Origin of the sequence: Bacillus sp. LJBS17, from assembly GCF_019334685.1 — a bacterium.
GTDB lineage: Bacteria > Bacillota > Bacilli > Bacillales > Bacillaceae > Bacillus > Bacillus subtilis.
In genome coordinates this window covers 2767257-2784400 of sequence record NZ_CP079759.1, presented here as the reverse complement: position 1 = coordinate 2784400, position 17144 = coordinate 2767257, and the positions used below count along the sequence as shown (strand labels likewise).

The 17144-nt window shown below is 43.5% G+C and carries 22 protein-coding genes and 1 other annotated feature; of the genes, 19 read left to right on the top strand and 3 right to left on the bottom strand.

Annotated elements, in window-relative coordinates:
• The first annotated feature begins 17 nt into the window (after positions 1-17).
• The 15 genes from KXZ66_RS14485 (at position 18) to rpmA (ending at position 11741) form a co-directional block, all read left to right on the top strand.
• Positions 18-1310: a bifunctional folylpolyglutamate synthase/dihydrofolate synthase gene (locus tag KXZ66_RS14485; RefSeq protein ID WP_219144605.1), complete on the top strand. Its 1293-nt coding sequence runs from the start codon at positions 18-20 to the stop codon at positions 1308-1310.
• 139 nt (positions 1311-1449) lie between these two features.
• Positions 1450-2196: a prepilin peptidase gene (locus KXZ66_RS14480; RefSeq protein WP_219144604.1), complete on the top strand. Its 747-nt coding sequence runs from the start codon at positions 1450-1452 to the stop codon at positions 2194-2196.
• Between the two features lie 133 nt (positions 2197-2329).
• Positions 2330-3328, top strand: coding sequence for a stage II sporulation protein SpoIIB (spoIIB, locus tag KXZ66_RS14475; RefSeq protein ID WP_021480241.1), 999 nt, complete (start codon positions 2330-2332; stop codon positions 3326-3328).
• Between the two features lie 152 nt (positions 3329-3480).
• On the top strand, positions 3481-4050 hold the full coding sequence (locus tag KXZ66_RS14470) for a Maf family nucleotide pyrophosphatase (protein WP_004398496.1): 570 nt from the start codon (positions 3481-3483) through the stop codon (positions 4048-4050).
• Between the two features lie 36 nt (positions 4051-4086).
• Positions 4087-4782, top strand: coding sequence for a RadC family protein (gene radC / locus KXZ66_RS14465; protein WP_021480240.1), 696 nt, complete (start codon positions 4087-4089; stop codon positions 4780-4782).
• Positions 4783-4873: 91 nt separating this feature from the next.
• Positions 4874-5887 carry a cell shape-determining protein MreB gene (mreB, locus tag KXZ66_RS14460; protein ID WP_003229650.1) on the top strand — a complete coding sequence of 338 codons (1014 nt, stop codon included), beginning with the start codon at positions 4874-4876 and terminating at the stop codon, positions 5885-5887.
• 30 nt (positions 5888-5917) lie between these two features.
• Positions 5918-6790 carry a rod shape-determining protein MreC gene (gene mreC, locus KXZ66_RS14455; RefSeq protein WP_003222609.1) on the top strand — a complete coding sequence of 291 codons (873 nt, stop codon included), beginning with the start codon at positions 5918-5920 and terminating at the stop codon, positions 6788-6790.
• Positions 6787-7305: a rod shape-determining protein MreD gene (mreD, locus tag KXZ66_RS14450; protein ID WP_219144602.1), complete on the top strand. Its 519-nt coding sequence runs from the start codon at positions 6787-6789 to the stop codon at positions 7303-7305. The genes mreC and mreD overlap by 4 nt, the downstream gene beginning before the upstream one ends.
• Positions 7306-7357: 52 nt before the next feature.
• The gene (gene minC, locus KXZ66_RS14445) at positions 7358-8038 is read left to right on the top strand and encodes a septum site-determining protein MinC (protein ID WP_004398901.1); all 681 of its coding nucleotides are present in this window, start codon (positions 7358-7360) and stop codon (positions 8036-8038) included.
• 1 nt (position 8039) lies between these two features.
• Positions 8040-8846 carry a septum site-determining protein MinD gene (gene minD / locus KXZ66_RS14440; protein WP_042975118.1) on the top strand — a complete coding sequence of 269 codons (807 nt, stop codon included), beginning with the start codon at positions 8040-8042 and terminating at the stop codon, positions 8844-8846.
• Between the two features lie 148 nt (positions 8847-8994).
• Complete coding sequence (spoIVFA, locus tag KXZ66_RS14435) at positions 8995-9789, top strand: stage IV sporulation protein SpoIVFA (protein WP_029727118.1); 795 nt, start codon at positions 8995-8997, stop codon at positions 9787-9789.
• Complete coding sequence (gene spoIVFB, locus KXZ66_RS14430; protein ID WP_004398649.1) at positions 9782-10648, top strand: stage IV sporulation intramembrane metalloprotease SpoIVFB; 867 nt, start codon at positions 9782-9784, stop codon at positions 10646-10648. Before spoIVFA ends, spoIVFB begins: the two co-directional genes overlap by 8 nt.
• 57 nt (positions 10649-10705) lie before the next feature.
• Positions 10706-10781: a sequence feature (ribosomal protein L21 leader region), on the top strand.
• A gap of 13 nt (positions 10782-10794) precedes the next feature.
• Positions 10795-11103, top strand: a complete 309-nt coding sequence (gene rplU, locus KXZ66_RS14425; RefSeq protein WP_003229668.1) for a 50S ribosomal protein L21 — start codon at positions 10795-10797, stop codon at positions 11101-11103.
• A 2-nt stretch (positions 11104-11105) separates the two neighbouring features.
• Positions 11106-11444, top strand: a complete 339-nt coding sequence (locus KXZ66_RS14420; RefSeq protein ID WP_003229669.1) for a ribosomal-processing cysteine protease Prp — start codon at positions 11106-11108, stop codon at positions 11442-11444.
• Between the two features lie 12 nt (positions 11445-11456).
• On the top strand, positions 11457-11741 hold the full coding sequence (gene rpmA, locus KXZ66_RS14415; protein WP_003222623.1) for a 50S ribosomal protein L27: 285 nt from the start codon (positions 11457-11459) through the stop codon (positions 11739-11741).
• A gap of 120 nt (positions 11742-11861) precedes the next feature.
• Here rpmA and KXZ66_RS14410 read toward each other — a convergent pair whose 3' ends face one another.
• On the bottom strand, positions 11862-11984 hold the full coding sequence (locus tag KXZ66_RS14410) for a hypothetical protein (protein WP_003229671.1): 123 nt from the start codon (positions 11982-11984) through the stop codon (positions 11862-11864).
• Between the two features lie 77 nt (positions 11985-12061).
• Between KXZ66_RS14410 and spo0B the strand changes: the two genes are divergently transcribed.
• Genes spo0B through pheA form a run of 4 tightly spaced genes read left to right on the top strand, consistent with a single transcriptional unit; the run spans position 12062 to position 15338 of the window.
• A complete protein-coding gene (gene spo0B / locus KXZ66_RS14405) occupies positions 12062-12640 on the top strand; it encodes a sporulation initiation phosphotransferase Sop0B (protein ID WP_004399131.1) in 579 nt (192 codons plus the stop codon).
• A 33-nt stretch (positions 12641-12673) separates the two neighbouring features.
• Positions 12674-13960, top strand: coding sequence for a GTPase ObgE (gene obgE, locus KXZ66_RS14400; RefSeq protein WP_219144601.1), 1287 nt, complete (start codon positions 12674-12676; stop codon positions 13958-13960).
• Positions 13961-14020: 60 nt separating this feature from the next.
• The gene (thrR, locus tag KXZ66_RS14395) at positions 14021-14464 is read left to right on the top strand and encodes a transcriptional regulator ThrR (protein WP_003222630.1); all 444 of its coding nucleotides are present in this window, start codon (positions 14021-14023) and stop codon (positions 14462-14464) included.
• Between the two features lie 16 nt (positions 14465-14480).
• Positions 14481-15338 carry a prephenate dehydratase gene (gene pheA, locus KXZ66_RS14390; RefSeq protein ID WP_004398512.1) on the top strand — a complete coding sequence of 286 codons (858 nt, stop codon included), beginning with the start codon at positions 14481-14483 and terminating at the stop codon, positions 15336-15338.
• Positions 15339-15361: 23 nt separating this feature from the next.
• On the opposite strand, the gene KXZ66_RS14385 is transcribed toward pheA, so the two are convergent.
• Together KXZ66_RS14385 and nifS are read right to left on the bottom strand one after the other, a co-directional pair.
• Positions 15362-15904: a transcription repressor NadR gene (locus KXZ66_RS14385; protein WP_004398582.1), complete on the bottom strand. Its 543-nt coding sequence runs from the start codon at positions 15902-15904 to the stop codon at positions 15362-15364.
• Positions 15864-17051 carry a cysteine desulfurase NifS gene (gene nifS, locus KXZ66_RS14380; protein ID WP_041850179.1) on the bottom strand — a complete coding sequence of 396 codons (1188 nt, stop codon included), beginning with the start codon at positions 17049-17051 and terminating at the stop codon, positions 15864-15866. Before nifS ends, KXZ66_RS14385 begins: the two co-directional genes overlap by 41 nt.
• Positions 17052-17144 lie beyond the last annotated feature (93 nt).

Sequence of the window (17144 nt, the reverse complement as noted above, 5' to 3'; positions counted from 1 at the left end):
AAAAGAGGGGATTATCATTGTTTACTGCATATCAAGATGCGCGCAGCTGGATTCACGGGAGGCTGAAATTCGGGGTGAAGCCCGGACTTGGCCGAATGAAACAGCTGATGGCGCGGTTAGGACATCCTGAAAAAAAAATCCGAGCGTTCCACGTCGCAGGAACAAACGGTAAAGGATCAACTGTCGCTTTTATCCGTTCTATGCTGCAGGAAGCCGGATATACGGTTGGAACATTTACATCGCCTTATATTATTACGTTTAATGAACGGATCAGCGTAAACGGGATACCGATTTCAGATGAGGAATGGACAGCACTCGTCAATCAAATGAAACCGCACGTTGAAGCCCTTGATCAAACGGAATACGGACAGCCGACAGAATTTGAAATTATGACGGCCTGTGCATTTTTATATTTTGCAGAATTTCATAAGGTCGATTTTGTTATTTTTGAAACAGGTTTGGGCGGTAGATTCGATTCTACTAATGTGGTTGAACCGCTCTTAACTGTGATTACAAGCATTGGACACGATCATATGAATATTTTGGGAAACACCATTGAAGAAATTGCAGGAGAAAAGGCCGGTATTATTAAAGAAGGTATTCCAATCGTTACAGCAGTTACCCAGCCGGAAGCTTTACAGGTCATCCGCCATGAAGCTCAACGGCATGCTGCGCCGTTCCAGTCATTGCATGATGCATGTGTTATTTTCAATGAAGAGGCTCTGCCTGCAGGAGAACAGTTTTCATTCAAAACGGAAGAGAAATGCTATGAAGATATTCGGACATCTCTGATTGGCACCCATCAAAGACAAAATGCTGCTTTGTCCATTTTGGCTGCGGAGTGGCTCAATAAGGAGAATATCGCCCATATCAGTGACGAAGCGTTAAGGAGCGGGCTTGTGAAGGCTGCTTGGCCGGGACGGTTAGAGCTTGTTCAGGAACATCCTCCGGTATATTTAGACGGTGCGCATAACGAAGAAGGTGTTGAAAAGCTGGCGGAAACGATGAAGCAGCGTTTCGCCAATTCACGCATTACTGTGGTGTTTAGCGCGTTAAAGGACAAACCGTATCAGAACATGATTAAAAGACTGGAAACCATTGCTCATGCGATTCATTTTGCTTCTTTTGATTTCCCGCGTGCTTCTCTTGCAAAAGATCTCTATGATGCAAGTGAAATCAGCAATAAAAGCTGGAGTGAAGATCCAGACGATGTGATCAAATTCATAGAAAGCAAAAAGGGCTCAAATGAAATTACGCTGATTACCGGATCTCTTTACTTTATTTCTGACATTCGAAAAAGGTTGAAATAAAAGCATCCGGCTCCGGCAGAATCAAAAAAAGATTCTGCCGTTTTTTTCATGTGTAAAATTGAATATTCCCAATTGGAGCTCAGGATGTCCATTTTGCTACAATCCATACCAGAACTCAATGAGTAAAGGTGTGTTGTCTATGCTATCCATTCTTTTTATCTTCGGGCTTATCCTTGGTTCTTTTTACTATACGGCCGGGTGCCGTATCCCCTTACATCTATCTATTATTGCGCCCCGTTCATCATGCCCGTTTTGCCGGCGAACATTAACTCCTGCAGAATTAATTCCCATCCTGTCATTCCTATTTCAAAAAGGTAAATGTAAAAGCTGCGGGCATAAGATTTCTTTTATGTATCCCACAGCAGAGCTTGTGACAGCGTGTTTATTTGCTGCCGCAGGAATACGCTTTGGCGCATCGCTGGAACTGTTTCCCGCTGTGGTGTTTATCTCTCTTCTCATTATTGTTGCAGTGACAGATATTCATTTTATGCTGATTCCAAATCGAATATTGATTTTCTTTCTTCCCTTTTTGGCGGCCGCGAGATTGATTTCTCCGCTTGATTCCTGGTATGCAGGCCTGTTAGGTGCGGCAGCCGGATTTCTGTTTCTGGCTGTAATTGCCGCAATCACCCATGGGGGAGTAGGGGGAGGAGATATTAAATTATTTGCGGTGATTGGCTTTGTGCTTGGTGTGAAGATGCTGGCAGCTGCCTTTTTCTTTTCTGTTTTGATAGGTGCATTATATGGAGCGGCAGCTGTTCTGACTGGTAGACTCGCTAAAAGGCAGCCGCTTCCCTTCGCCCCCGCTATAGCCGCAGGGAGCATTTTAGCCTATTTATACGGTGACTCTATCATTTCTTTTTATATCAAAATGGCATTGGGCTGACTGCTGAAAAATTTGACGAACGTTTTTTGGACAAGGCGACAAAAGTCTTGTTCTTTTTTTCTTTGCCTGTGCTAAAGTGTGTAGCATGAAAAGCCGACAAGAACGGTCAAGCAAATGAAGGGAGGAAGCGGAATTGAAAAAAAGAAAGAATAAAAAAAACAGTAAAGCCGCAGAAAAAGCCCTCAAGGTGACGATTAATGGAAAAGAAGAGACGGTTTACGAACAAGAGACGCCTGAGACAGAGGCGAATAAAAGCATGACATTTTCAAATTGGGAGGAAAAAAGACAGGCAGAACAAGAGGTTGCGGCATCCCAGGAACACCCTGATGAAGATGAATTCAATTGGGATTCCGAGGAGGACAAGGTGTTTAAAGAGGACCCTAAAGTTGTTCCTCCTTTTCAAAAGAAAAAAACAAAGCTTTATGCAAAAGGAAAGACCGGGGCTGCCAAACCGGTAAAAAGAGTGGCCGCGACGATTGCCTTCGCGGCTGTCATTGGCACTGGATTAGGGTTATTCGCGTTAAACATATCGGGGAATAAAGAAGCGTCAGCACCGGCCTCTTTAGAGGATTCTTTAGGCAGCCAAACGGCAAAAGCAGGGGATACTTCAACTGAAAAACAAACTTCAGGCGCAGAAAAACAAGCGGCACAAACTGAAGGTACATACAAAACATACGCTGTGCAAGCCGGAAAATTTTCAAATGAAAAGGGCGCCGAAACGTTAACAGAACAATTGACCGAAAAAGGATATTCCGCCGTGTCACTGTCAAAGGATGATGGGTATACGTATGTCATCGCGGGCTTAGCCACTGATAAGGATGTCTCACAGCAGTTAGGACAGGTTTTAATCGACAGTGATTTTGAAGCCTGGGGAGGCAAGGAGCTTTCCTTATCAATAGAGTCAGATATGACAGATACTTTTAAGGAAACAGCGGAGCTTGCAGCAAAGGCGATTCTCGGCGAAGACATTACAAAAGCGAGTGTAGAGAAAATAGAAAAGTCGCTTGGTGAAACAAAAGCGTCAGAAACAGGAGAGAAAAAAGCGATTTTGCAGGCTTTAAAGGAATTAGAGGATCCAAGTGCTGAAGCCGGGTGGAAGGCTCAGCAGGAGCTGTTAGCCGTCGTAAAATAAGAGATAGTGCCCTGAGCCTTCGTCCTTTAGTGACAGGCTTTTTTTATTTTGTCATGAAAAAGTTATTTTTCTGAAATTGTGACAAGCCTCGTGATTTGGTAGGATAAACGAGTATCTTTTTTTCTTAAGCAAACCCTGAAAGGATGACGAACATGACAAAACCGCTAATACTTGCATCACAATCTCCGCGCAGGAAAGAACTCCTCGATCTTCTCCAGCTGCCCTACTCCATTATTGTCAGTGAAGTAGAAGAAAAATTAAATCGAAACTTTTCACCAGAAGAAAACGTCCAATGGTTGGCAAAACAAAAAGCTAAGGCTGTAGCTGATCTCCACCCGCATGCAATCGTTATCGGTGCTGATACAATGGTATGCCTTGACGGCGAATGCCTTGGCAAACCGCAGGATCAAGAAGAAGCTGCTTCTATGCTGAGGAGGCTTTCAGGCCGAAGTCACTCAGTAATAACCGCGGTCAGCATTCAAGCTGAAAATCACAGCGAGACTTTTTATGATAAGACAGAAGTTGCGTTTTGGTCCCTCAGTGAAGAAGAGATTTGGACGTATATTGAAACAAAAGAGCCGATGGATAAAGCAGGTGCATACGGCATCCAAGGAAGAGGCGCGCTTTTTGTAAAGAAAATAGACGGAGATTATTATTCAGTCATGGGTCTTCCTATATCAAAAACAATGAGAGCTCTTCGCCATTTTGATATAAGGGCATGACGGTTCTATAAACGGGAAGGGAAAGAAAAGGAGTGCTTGGTCATACAAGATCTGCCATTAAAACTCAAAGATTTCCCAATGAAAGAAAAGCCAAGAGAACGGCTCCTGAAAGTCGGAGCCGAGAACTTAGCGAATCATGAACTTTTGGCTATATTATTGCGGACAGGGACTAAACACGAATCTGTTTTGGACCTGTCAAACCGGCTGCTGCGCTCATTTGACGGGCTGCGTCTGCTCAAGGAAGCATCGGTTGAAGAGCTGTCAAGCATCCCGGGAATCGGTATGGTAAAAGCGATTCAAATACTGGCTGCAGTTGAGCTTGGAAGCCGGATTCATAAATTAGCCAACGAAGAACATTTCGTTATTCGCTCCCCGGAAGACGGCGCTAATCTTGTCATGGAGGATATGCGCTTTTTAACCCAGGAGCATTTTGTCTGTTTATACTTAAATACAAAAAATCAAGTCATCCATAAACGCACCGTATTTATCGGAAGCCTGAATTCATCTATTGTCCACCCGCGAGAGGTGTTTAAAGAAGCGTTTAAACGATCTGCCGCTTCCTTTATCTGTGTTCATAATCATCCTTCTGGAGATCCGACGCCGAGCAGGGAAGATATTGAAGTGACAAGACGGCTGTTTGAATGCGGAAACCTGATTGGCATCGAGCTGCTTGACCATTTGGTGATCGGGGATAAAAAATTTGTGAGTTTAAAGGAAAAAGGATATTTGTAACACTTTTTTTTTCGTCGAATTAAGCTATAATAGAGTTTATGAGTTTTTCCCTTTAGGGTATTTTTGCTTTAAGAAAGGAAGATACATACATATGTTTGGAATTGGTGCTAGAGACCTTGGTATAGATCTTGGAACTGCGAATACGCTTGTTTTTGTAAAAGGAAAAGGAATTGTTGTGAGAGAGCCGTCAGTTGTCGCTTTGCAGACGGATACGAAATCGATTGTCGCTGTCGGAAATGATGCGAAAAATATGATTGGACGGACACCGGGCAATGTGGTGGCTCTTCGCCCGATGAAAGACGGCGTTATCGCTGATTATGAAACAACGGCGACGATGATGAAATATTACATCAATCAGGCCATAAAAAATAAAGGCATGTTTGCCAGAAAACCATATGTAATGGTATGTGTCCCATCAGGCATTACAGCTGTTGAAGAACGCGCTGTTATCGATGCGACAAGACAGGCTGGAGCACGTGACGCGTATCCGATTGAAGAGCCTTTTGCCGCAGCAATCGGAGCCAATCTGCCAGTTTGGGAGCCGACTGGAAGCATGGTTGTTGATATCGGGGGCGGTACGACAGAAGTTGCGATTATTTCCCTCGGAGGCATCGTAACGTCTCAGTCAATCCGTGTAGCCGGTGATGAGATGGACGACGCAATTATCAACTACATCAGAAAAACGTACAACCTGATGATCGGTGACCGTACCGCTGAAGCGATTAAAATGGAAATCGGATCTGCAGAAGCTCCTGAAGAATCCGACAACATGGAAATCCGCGGCCGCGATTTGCTCACAGGTCTGCCGAAAACAATTGAAATTACAGGAAAAGAGATTTCTAACGCTCTACGCGACACTGTATCTACAATTGTCGAAGCAGTGAAGAGCACACTCGAAAAAACACCGCCTGAGCTTGCAGCAGATATCATGGACAGAGGTATAGTGTTAACCGGCGGCGGAGCGCTTTTGCGCAATTTGGACAAAGTCATCAGCGAAGAAACAAAAATGCCGGTCCTTATCGCCGAAGACCCGCTTGATTGTGTAGCGATCGGAACAGGGAAAGCACTGGAGCACATCCATCTTTTCAAAGGGAAAACTAGATAATCGGGAGTTCAATAGAAGAGGTGTAACACGATGCCGAATAAGCGGTTAATGCTATTACTTCTGTGTATTATCATATTGGTGGCTATGATTGGATTTTCGCTGAAGGGCGGCCGCAATACCACCTGGCCTGAGAAAGTGATCGGCGATACGACGGGAGTATTTCAAAATATTTTTCATACGCCTGCCGAATTTTTTGCAGGAATATTTGAGAACATCAATGATTTAAAAAACACATACAAAGAAAACGAGCGTCTAAGAGAAAAACTTGACGGACAGACACAATATGAAGCCAAGCTTCAAGAGCTTGAGGAAGAAAACAAATCCTTGCGTGACGAGCTTGGCCATGTCAAATCGATTAAAGATTACAAGCCGATTTTAGCAACGGTCATCGCCAGAAGCCCTGATAATTGGGCCAAACAGGTCACCATTAACAAGGGGACTCAGCAAAACGTAGCGAAAGATATGGCCGTTACAAACGAAAAAGGCGCATTAATCGGCAAGATCAAAAGCTCCGGACTTAACAATTTTACGTCTACTGTTCAGCTTTTAAGCGATACTGACCGCAATAACAGAGTCGCGACAAAAATTTCCGGAAAAAAAGGCAGCAAAGGCTACGGCTTGATCGAAGGATATGACAAAGAGAAAAAACGTCTTAAGATGACAATTATTGAGCGTAAAGATAAACAAGACGTGAAAAAAGGCGATCTTATTGAAACATCAGGGACAGGCGGTGTTTTCCCAGAAGGGCTGACAATCGGTGAAGTGACTGATATCGAGTCAGATTCCTATGGATTAACGAAGGTTGCTTATGTAAAACCTGCGGCTGACCTTACAGATTTAAATAATGTGATCGTTGTTAACCGTGACGTGCCGACTGTCGATACAGAGGAGGAAGGATCGTGAAACGTTTCCTTCTCCCTTTCGTTATGATGCTTGTTTTTTCTGCGGAAAGCATTTTTACAGATTTGATGCATTTTCCTTTCGTTACAGATGACCAAGTGCTCGCCCCGCGTTTTTTGATGCTTGTATTGATATTCATGTCGGCTTTTATCAACCAAAAACACGCGATGATTTACGGATTTATTTTTGGTTTTCTATATGACATGAACTATACAAGTCTATTAGGCGTTTACATGTTTGGTTTTGCAGGGCTATGCTATTTGGCTTCAAAAGCGTTTAAAGTGTTACATACAAACGCATTTGTAGTGATATTGATAGCAGTTCTGGCTGTCTGTCTGCTCGAATTTTACGTATTCGGCATTCAGTCTTTGATTCATAAAGATATTATGACGTTTAACGGATTTGTGCTTGACCGGTTTATACCGACAATTTTATTAAATATTGCAGCAGCTCTTATTCTTGTTCTGCCATTTAGATTGTTTTTTATGAGTCTAAAGAAAGAATTGAGAGATGAGTAAAAAGGATTTTATCTTTTTTTGACGAAATGAGTATGTTGTTGAGGTGAATATTGTGAAGACCAAAAAGCAGCAATATGTAACAATAAAAGGAACAAAGAATGGACTAACATTGCATCTGGATGATGCGTGTTCTTTTGATGAGCTTCTCGATGGTCTTCAGAATATGCTGTCAATTGAACAATATACCGATGGAAAAGGCCAGAAAATCAGTGTTCATGTTAAGCTGGGAAATCGCTTTTTATATAAGGAGCAAGAGGAACAGCTAACCGAATTGATTGCGTCAAAGAAAGATTTGTTTGTTCATTCTATTGACAGTGAAGTCATTACTAAAAAAGAAGCACAGCAGATAAGAGAGGAAGCCGAAATTATTTCTGTTTCAAAAATTGTCCGTTCAGGCCAAGTACTGCAGGTAAAAGGCGACTTGCTCCTGATCGGTGACGTGAATCCCGGCGGAACAGTCAGGGCCGGAGGGAACATTTTTGTTCTGGGCTCACTGAAAGGAATCGCGCATGCCGGATTTAATGGAAATAATCAAGCGGTCATCGCCGCCTCTGAAATGCTTCCGACACAATTAAGAATCAATCATGTGTTAAATCGCTCCCCAGACCACATTCAAAAAGGGAACGAAATGGAATGTGCTTATTTAGATACAGACGGAAATATGGTCATTGAACGCCTTCAACATTTGGCTCATTTAAGACCTGATCTAACAAGGCTTGAGGGAGGAATGTGAATTGGGTGAGGCTATCGTAATAACTTCGGGAAAAGGCGGAGTAGGTAAGACAACAACATCTGCGAACCTCGGTACCGCCTTAGCCATTTTAGGGAAGCGCGTATGCTTAGTAGATACTGATATAGGACTGCGCAACCTTGATGTTGTAATGGGTCTTGAAAATAGAATTATTTACGATCTGGTAGACGTTGTAGAGGGCAGATGCAAAATGCATCAGGCGCTCGTAAAAGACAAACGTTTCGATGATCTGCTCTATTTAATGCCCGCTGCTCAAACGAGCGATAAGACAGCTGTTGCTCCTGAACAAATTAAAAACATGGTCCGAGAGCTCAAACAGGAATTTGACTATGTCATCATAGACTGTCCTGCCGGAATCGAGCAAGGGTACAAAAATGCCGTTTCCGGAGCTGATAAAGCGATTGTGGTCACTACGCCTGAAATCTCAGCTGTTCGTGATGCTGACCGTATTATAGGGCTGCTGGAGCAAGAGGAAAATGTTGAATCGCCGCGGCTCGTTGTAAACAGAATCAGAAATCACTTGATGAAAAACGGTGACACGATGGATATCGACGAAATCGTACAGCATCTGTCGATCGATTTGCTCGGAATCGTGGCTGATGATGATGAAGTCATCAAAGCTTCCAATCATGGCGAACCGATTGCGATGGACCCTAAAAATCGCGCTTCCATTGCATATCGCAATATTGCCCGCCGCATCTTAGGTGAATCTGTTCCTTTACAGGTGCTTGAAGAGCAAAACAAAGGAATGATGGCTAAGATTAAGTCATTTTTCGGAGTAAGATCTTAATGTGATAGAATCAAAGAGAAGAATCTGACAAAGCATATGCTGTGTCAGATTTTTTTGTTTTTGCCTGCTTTGTTCTTGACTAAACCGAATATTTGCCATGGACAAGACATATGATGTACAAACCCAACGAATGCAAAGGATGATGGCAATGAGTCACAGAGCAGATGAAATCAGAAAACGATTAGAGAAAAGAAGAAAGCAGCTTTCCGGCTCAAAACGTTTCTCTACTCAGACAGTTTCTGAAAAGCAGAAACCCCCGTCCTGGGTGATGGTAACGGATCAGGAAAAGCATGGAACACTTCCGGTCTACGAAGATAATATGCCAACATTCAACGGAAAACACCCATTGGTGAAAACAGATTCAATTATCCTGAAATGTCTTCTGTCGGCCTGCCTTGTTCTCGTTTCAGCTATAGCCTATAAAACAAACATTGGACCCGTCAGTCAGATTAAACCCGCCGTAGCCAAAACCTTTGAAACTGAATTTCAATTTGCCTCAGCAAGCCATTGGTTCGAAACCAAATTCGGAAATCCGCTTGCTTTCCTGGCTCCTGAACACAAAAATAAGGAACAGCAAATTGAAGTAGGCAAAGATCTGATCGCGCCTGCATCCGGGAAAGTACAGCAGGATTTTCAGGACAATGGGGAAGGAATTAAAGTCGAAACAAGCAGCGATAAGATTGATAGCGTAAAAGAAGGCTATGTGGTTGAAGTCAGCAAAGACAGCCAGACGGGACTGACGGTTAAGGTGCAGCATGCTGACAACACCTATAGTATCTATGGCGAGCTCAAAGATGTGGATGTTGCTTTATATGATTTTGTGGATAAAGGCAAAAAGCTCGGTTCGATTAAGCTTGATGATCATAATAAAGGGGTCTATTATTTTGCCATGAAAGACGGCGATAAATTTATTGATCCGATTCAGGTGATTACATTTGAATAAATGGCTCGACCTTATCTTAAAGATCCATGTGCATCCTTTTCTTTGGATTATCGCGGCGCTGGGCTTGCTCACAGGCCATATGAAAGCATTATTATGTCTGCTCCTGATTGTATTGATTCATGAACTGGGGCATGCTGCTCTGGCCGTATTTTTTTCTTGGAGAATCAAGCGTGTTTTTTTGCTGCCGTTTGGGGGAACGGTCGAAGTGGAAGAACACGGGAATCGGCCGTTAAAGGAAGAGTTTGCGGTCATTATTGCCGGCCCTCTTCAGCACATCTGGCTTCAGTTTGCCGCCTGGATGCTTGCAGAAGTCTCAGTGATTCATCAGCATACCTTTGAACTCTTCACCTTTTATAATCTTTCTATCTTATTTGTCAATTTACTGCCGATCTGGCCGCTGGATGGAGGAAAACTGTTATTTTTGTTGTTTTCCAAACAGCTGCCTTTTCAAAAGGCTCACCGGCTTAATCTAAAAACGTCGCTCTGCTTCTGCCTGTTGCTCGGGTGCTGGGTTTTATTCGTGATTCCTCTGCAGATCAGCGCATGGGTTTTGTTTGTCTTTCTGGCTGTTTCCTTGTTTGAGGAATATCGGCAAAGGCACTATATCCATGTGAGATTTCTCCTCGAAAGGTATTACGGAAAAAACAGGGAGCTTGAGAAACTTCTGCCGCTGACAGTAAAGGCGGAGGATAAAGTCTATCATGTGATGGCCGAGTTCAAACGTGGCTGTAAGCATCCGATTATTATAGAAAAATCAGGCCAAAAGCTCAGCCAGCTTGACGAGAATGAAGTGCTGCACGCTTACTTTGCCGATAAGCGGACGAATTCTTCCATGGAGGAACTGCTTCTGCCCTACTAAAACTGATTGACAAACGCCTTGTATTTTGGTATATTTTTTAATGTTATGGATGTAGCACCATTGCTACAACCGCTCAGTACAGGTGTTAAGAGCTTTTACAGCCCCCTGGTATCTGGCGAGTCTTAGTCTAATAGGAGGTGCAGAGAATGTACGCAATCATTAAAACAGGCGGTAAACAAATCAAAGTTGAAGAAGGCCAAACTGTTTACATCGAAAAACTTGCTGCTGAAGCAGGTGAAACAGTTACTTTTGAAGACGTTTTGTTTGTTGGCGGAGACAACGTGAAAGTCGGCAACCCTACAGTTGAAGGCGCAACAGTAACGGCTAAAGTTGAAAAACAAGGCCGCGCGAAAAAAATCACTGTTTTCAGATACAAACCAAAGAAAAACGTTCATAAAAAACAAGGTCATCGTCAGCCTTACACTAAAGTGACGATCGAAAAAATCAACGCGTAAGCATGATTCAGGCAACAATCAGAAGGTCTCATGATAAAGGCATATTGTCTTTTGAAATGACGGGCCATGCGAATTTTGCTGAACATGGACAAGATCTTGTTTGTGCCGGAGTGACAGCCGTTGTGTTTGGAGCCGTTAACGCGGTCATTGTGCTCGCGGGCTTCGAGCCGCTTCTTGATATAGGGGAGGACGGGGGTTATTTTTATTTTGAATTCCCTGAATCTCTTGATCCAGAGGCACGCCAAAAAGCTCAGCTGCTGATTGAAGGCATGATTGTTTCGCTGGAGACAATCGAACGGGATTACAAAGACAACTTGCGTGTGACCACAAACATAATATAGGAGGTGAGCTACATGCTTAGATTAGATCTTCAGTTTTTCGCTTCTAAAAAAGGAGTAGGTTCTACAAAGAACGGACGTGACTCTGAGGCTAAACGTTTAGGTGCTAAACGTGCTGACGGTCAATTCGTAACAGGCGGTTCTATCCTTTACCGTCAACGCGGAACAAAAATTTACCCAGGTGAAAACGTGGGCCGCGGCGGAGATGACACTCTATTTGCGAAAATCGACGGAACTGTTAAATTCGAACGTTTCGGCCGTGACCGCAAAAAAGTGAGCGTATATCCTGTAGCTCAATAATGATTCAAAAAACTCCGGTCGATGATGACTGGAGTTTTTTTTGCAATATGCGGAGTAAACACCTAGAATGAAATGCAGAGTATGTGCGAGCAGACCCCGCCAAGAATGAGAATAAACATCTCAAACCCACTGGATATGTTCCCCAAGCAGTAATACATAAAATGTTCTGCCTGGCTGCAAATCAACCAAAGCCAGAAAAAAGGAACATGATATTTCTGGGAAAAACAATTGTTTTTCTAACAAAGCCTTCTCTGTTATAATTCATAATACACACTTATACAGACTCCTAAATAAGAAATTAAATGATTGGGAGTGCGAAAATGAAGGATGTTTCAAAAAATCAAGAAGAAAATATAAGCGACACGGCATTAACAAACGAACTGATTCATCTGCTTGGCCATTCCCGGCATGATTGGATGAATAAGCTGCAGCTGATTAAAGGAAACTTAAGCTTACAGAAGTATGACCGTGTCTTTGAAATGATTGAAGAAATGGTTATAGACGCAAAGCACGAATCAAAGCTCTCAAACCTGAAAACACCGCATTTGGCGTTTGATTTTCTTACGTTTAATTGGAAAACCCATTATATGACGCTTGAATATGAAGTTCTCGGAGAAATTAAGGATTTGTCGGCTTATGATCAAAAGCTGGCGAAACTGATGAGAAAGCTGTTTCATCTGTTTGATCAAGCAGTCAGCAGAGAGAGTGAAAATCATTTAACGGTTTCGCTTCAAACGGATCATCCTGACAGACAGCTGATTCTGTACCTTGATTTTCACGGCGCCTTTGCCGATCCATCTGCTTTTGATGATATTCGGCAGAATGGATATGAGGACGTTGATATCATGCGTTTTGAAATCACGAGTCACGAATGTCTGATTGAAATTGGGTTGGACTAGCGGAGTTTTTAACGGTTTAGAACGGAGGACATTATGTTTGTAGATCAGGTCAAAGTATATGTAAAAGGCGGCGACGGCGGCAACGGTATGGTTGCGTTTCGCCGTGAAAAATATGTGCCGAAAGGCGGCCCTGCCGGCGGTGACGGAGGAAAGGGAGGAGACGTCGTTTTTGAAGTAGATGAAGGTCTCCGCACCCTGATGGATTTTAGATACAAAAAACACTTTAAAGCGATTCGCGGCGAGCATGGCATGTCCAAAAACCAGCACGGACGAAATGCTGATGATATGGTCATTAAAGTTCCGCCGGGCACCGTTGTGACAGACGATGATACAAAACAGGTCATCGCTGATTTAACAGAGCACGGACAGCGGGCTGTCATTGCAAGAGGCGGAAGAGGCGGAAGAGGGAATAGCCGCTTTGCTACACCGGCTAATCCCGCGCCTCAGCTTTCAGAAAACGGCGAGCCGGGAAAAGAACGCTACATTGTTCTTGAATTAAAAGTGCTTGCAGATGTCGGACTTGTCGGGTTCCCGAGTGTGGGAAAATCTACTTTGCTGTCTGTTGTCTCATCTGCAAAACCGAAAATTGCGGACTATCACTTTACAACGCTTGTCCCGAATCTCGGCATGGTTGAAACGGATGACGGACGCAGCTTTGTCATGGCCGATTTGCCGGGGCTGATTGAAGGCGCACACCAAGGCGTCGGACTGGGCCACCAGTTTTTGCGCCATATTGAACGGACGAGGGTTATTGTTCACGTCATTGACATGTCAGGCTTAGAAGGCCGCGATCCGTATGAGGATTATCTTACGATTAACCAGGAGCTGAGCGAGTACAATCTGCGTCTCACCGAGCGTCCGCAAATTATCGTTGCAAATAAAATGGACATGCCGGAGGCTGCGGAAAATCTCGAAGCCTTTAAAGAAAAGCTGACGGATGATTATCCAGTATTCCCGATCAGTGCGGTGACAAGAGAAGGTCTGCGTGAGCTTCTGTTTGAGGTTGCCAATCAGCTTGAGAACACACCGGAATTCCCGCTGTATGACGAGGAAGAGCTTACACAAAACCGTGTCATGTACACAATAGAAAATGAAGAAGTGCCATTTAACATTACACGCGATCCAGACGGTGTATTTGTGCTTTCAGGAGACAGCCTTGAGCGGTTATTCAAGATGACTGATTTCTCACGTGATGAATCGGTTAAACGGTTTGCAAGACAGATGCGCGGAATGGGTGTTGATGAAGCACTCAGAGAACGCGGAGCCAAGGATGGAGATATAATCAGGCTTCTGGAATTTGAATTTGAATTTATTGATTAATGAATGTTGGCTGAAAAGAGAGCCTGGTGTCAGGCTCTCTATTTTAAAGGGGGGATGCAAATGAAAGAGGAGACATTTTATCTTGTCCGTGAAGATGTATTGCCCGATGCAATGAGAAAAACATTAGAAGTCAAAAAGCTGCTTGATCGAAAAAAAGCAGATTCAGTAGCAGATGCCGTTCAAAAGGTCGATTTAAGCAGAAGTGCGTTTTATAAATACAGGGATGCTGTTTTTCCATTCTACACCATGGTAAAAGAACAAATTATCACACTTTTCTTTCATTTAGAGGATAGGTCAGGTGCGTTATCTCAGCTTCTTCAGGCGGTAGCTGATTCTGGAAGCAACGTTCTTTCCATTCATCAGACCATTCCGCTTCAAGGCAGAGCAAATGTGACACTGTCTATCAGTACGTCGGCAATGGAAGAAGACATTCATACATTAATGAATAAGCTCAGGAAGTTTGATTTTGTAGAAAAGGTTGAAATATTAGGTTCAGGTGCATAAGGGAGAGAAAATCGTCATGAAAGTCGGTTATTTAGGTCCAGCAGCTACATTTACACATCTAGCAGTCAGTTCTTGTTTTCAAAACGGCGCCGAACATGTTGCTTACCGCACCATTCCGGAGTGTATAGATGCAGCCGTTGCAGGCGAAGTTGATTTTGCTTTTGTTCCTTTGGAAAATGCATTAGAAGGATCTGTTAATCTAACAATAGACTATTTAATACATGAACAGCCTTTGCCAATCGTGGGTGAAATGACGTTGCCGATTCATCAGCACTTGCTCGTCCATCCCTCTAGAGAGAATGCATGGAAAGAGCTCGACAAAATTTACTCGCATTCACACGCGATTGCGCAATGCCATAAATTTCTTCATCGACATTTTCCTTCCGTTCCATATGAATACGCCAATTCTACCGGGGCGGCAGCAAAGTTTGTCAGTGACCATCCCGAGCTGAATATCGGGGTCATTGCCAATGATATGGCAGCTTCTACATACGAATTAAAAATCGTGAAACGGGATATACAGGACTATAGGGACAATCATACAAGATTTGTTATCCTGTCTCCTGATGAAAACATATCTTTTGAAGTGAATTCAAAATTGAGTTCTAGGCCCAAAACGACCTTAATGGTCATGCTGCCGCAGGATGATCAGTCCGGGGCGCTGCATAGAGTGCTGTCTGCATTTTCTTGGAGAAATTTAAACTTGTCAAAAATTGAGTCACGTCCGACTAAAACCGGATTAGGTCATTATTTCTTTATTATTGATATTGAGAAAGCGTTTGATGATGTATTGATCCCAGGAGCCATGCAGGAGCTTGAAGCGCTCGGCTGCAAAGTGAGGCTTCTGGGTGCATACCAGTCTTACCAATTATAAAAAAGCCCTCTAGAGGGCTTTTTTTAGTCTTTAATTAAAATGCCGGCTTCTTCGAGGGCTTGGCAGGCTTGATCGATGCGATGTTCATCAGGTGCTGTCAGTGTATGCAGGTGCACGCCGTCGGTCAGCTGTGATAAGTAGGCAGCATTCGTAGAATTGATTTTTTTGATGAAATGGCTAACTTCTTTCCGGGTGCCTACTTGGATGGCTGCAGTTAAATCTCCGTATACGGGATGCTCGATTTTTACGTCTTTTACTGTAACGCCTTCGTCGACGATGAGCTGCAGTTCCTCTTCTGTCCGTTCAGGACCGTGCAGACATGCTATGATTCTTTCTGCCTGCTGGTGCTGCTGAGCGGCTGCATCCATGTATACATACCCTTGGCTTGTGGCGATAATCGGTACATTTTTCGCTTTCAAGAGCGATATATCCTGTACAATAACCTGTCTTGAGACGTTCGCTTTTTTTGCGAGTTCTCCTCCTGTCAGCGGTGATTTAGATTCCTTCAGCCACAGAAGAAGCTGGTCACGCCTGTTGGCGCCCATTAGCTTTAATTCTTCGGTCAATATCAAATTCTCCTTTCTTTTGTTCCCAAAGCACTGTAAACGTATGTAATAACTGTTCCAGCTGTTCAGCTGTTGTATGCCTGCCAAAAGAGATGCGGATAAATTGCAGAGCTTCTTGTTCGGTTTTTCTTAATGCTTTCATTGTTTCAGACGGACCGTGGTAACCTGCAGAACAAGCGCTGCCGGTTGAAATGCAAATATTACTCCGATTACATTCTAACATAACATATTGTCCTTCAAATGAGTGAAAAAAACACCCTATAATATGCGGAAGACATTCTGCTTGCGAAGTCTCTGCCGCAAGGGTTACAGGGAGAGACCGAATACGGATTTGGTCTAGAAAGTAAGTTCTTAATGCCTCATTGCGGGATATCTGTTTTTCCATTTCGCTTACGATCAATTCTGCAGCGGCAGTGAAGGCACCGATCCCGGGAACATTTACGGTGCCGGCTCTGAATCCGTATTCATGAGTAGTCAGAGGATAAACTGGTTTCCAAGGGACATCCGGATGGATATAGACCGCCCCTACTCCTTTTGGACCGTGGATTTTATGGCTAGACATTGAGAGTGCATCTACTCCCAGATTTTTTGTATTGATCGGGATCTTTCCAAACGTTTGAACAGCGTCGCAATGAAGAAGAATCCCCTTATTGTGCAGGTATGAAGACAGGCGTTGAATGGGCTGAATGATCCCGGTTTCAGAATTTGCATGCTGAATAGATACAAGGCCTGTTTCCGGCCGGATATGGGCTAGTAATATTTCCTCGGTAATAAGCCCGTATTCATTCGGTTCAATGACTGTTACATCATATCCCTGCTGTTCCAAAAAAGCAGCGCAATTGTGAATGGACTGATGCTCCATGGCAGTTGTAATAAAATGTCTTTTCTTTTTTGGCAGGCCGTTTAGCAATGATTGAATGGCCAGAAAATTGGATTCAGTGCCGCCGCTTGTAAAATAGATGCCGCTTGCTTCTCCGCCAATGATGTTGGCGATTTTTTCACGGCAGTACTCCAGTATGTGCTTTGCTTTTCCTCCTGCATCATGCAGGCTGCTGGCATTTCCGTACATATCCATACTAAGCTTCTGATATACGGTAAGGGCTTCCTCACAAATAGGCGTTGTCGCTGCATAATCTAAATAAATCATCCGGTCTTCCTCCATCCGTTCTCCATAAAAAACTCTTGAGTTTATTTTATCCTTGTGTAAATATAGGTGTCAAGACAGGTGTAAACAACAGGA

Excerpts from the sequence above, each read along its gene's own strand:
- KXZ66_RS14480 (WP_219144604.1), top strand. The coding sequence starts at position 1,450 with ATGCTATCCATTCTTTTTATCTTCGGGCTTATCCTTGGTTCTTTTTAC.
- KXZ66_RS14470 (WP_004398496.1), top strand. The coding sequence starts at position 3,481 with ATGACAAAACCGCTAATACTTGCATCACAATCTCCGCGCAGGAAAGAA.
- mreB (WP_003229650.1), top strand. The coding sequence starts at position 4,874 with ATGTTTGGAATTGGTGCTAGAGACCTTGGTATAGATCTTGGAACTGCG.
- mreC (WP_003222609.1), top strand. The coding sequence starts at position 5,918 with ATGCCGAATAAGCGGTTAATGCTATTACTTCTGTGTATTATCATATTG.
- spoIVFA (WP_029727118.1), top strand. The coding sequence starts at position 8,995 with ATGAGTCACAGAGCAGATGAAATCAGAAAACGATTAGAGAAAAGAAGA.
- rplU (WP_003229668.1), top strand. The coding sequence starts at position 10,795 with ATGTACGCAATCATTAAAACAGGCGGTAAACAAATCAAAGTTGAAGAA.
- KXZ66_RS14420 (WP_003229669.1), top strand. The coding sequence starts at position 11,106 with ATGATTCAGGCAACAATCAGAAGGTCTCATGATAAAGGCATATTGTCT.
- rpmA (WP_003222623.1), top strand. The coding sequence starts at position 11,457 with ATGCTTAGATTAGATCTTCAGTTTTTCGCTTCTAAAAAAGGAGTAGGT.
- spo0B (WP_004399131.1), top strand. The coding sequence starts at position 12,062 with ATGAAGGATGTTTCAAAAAATCAAGAAGAAAATATAAGCGACACGGCA.
- obgE (WP_219144601.1), top strand. The coding sequence starts at position 12,674 with ATGTTTGTAGATCAGGTCAAAGTATATGTAAAAGGCGGCGACGGCGGC.
- thrR (WP_003222630.1), top strand. The coding sequence starts at position 14,021 with ATGAAAGAGGAGACATTTTATCTTGTCCGTGAAGATGTATTGCCCGAT.
- pheA (WP_004398512.1), top strand. The coding sequence starts at position 14,481 with ATGAAAGTCGGTTATTTAGGTCCAGCAGCTACATTTACACATCTAGCA.
- nifS (WP_041850179.1), bottom strand. The coding sequence starts at position 17,051 with ATGATTTATTTAGATTATGCAGCGACAACGCCTATTTGTGAGGAAGCC.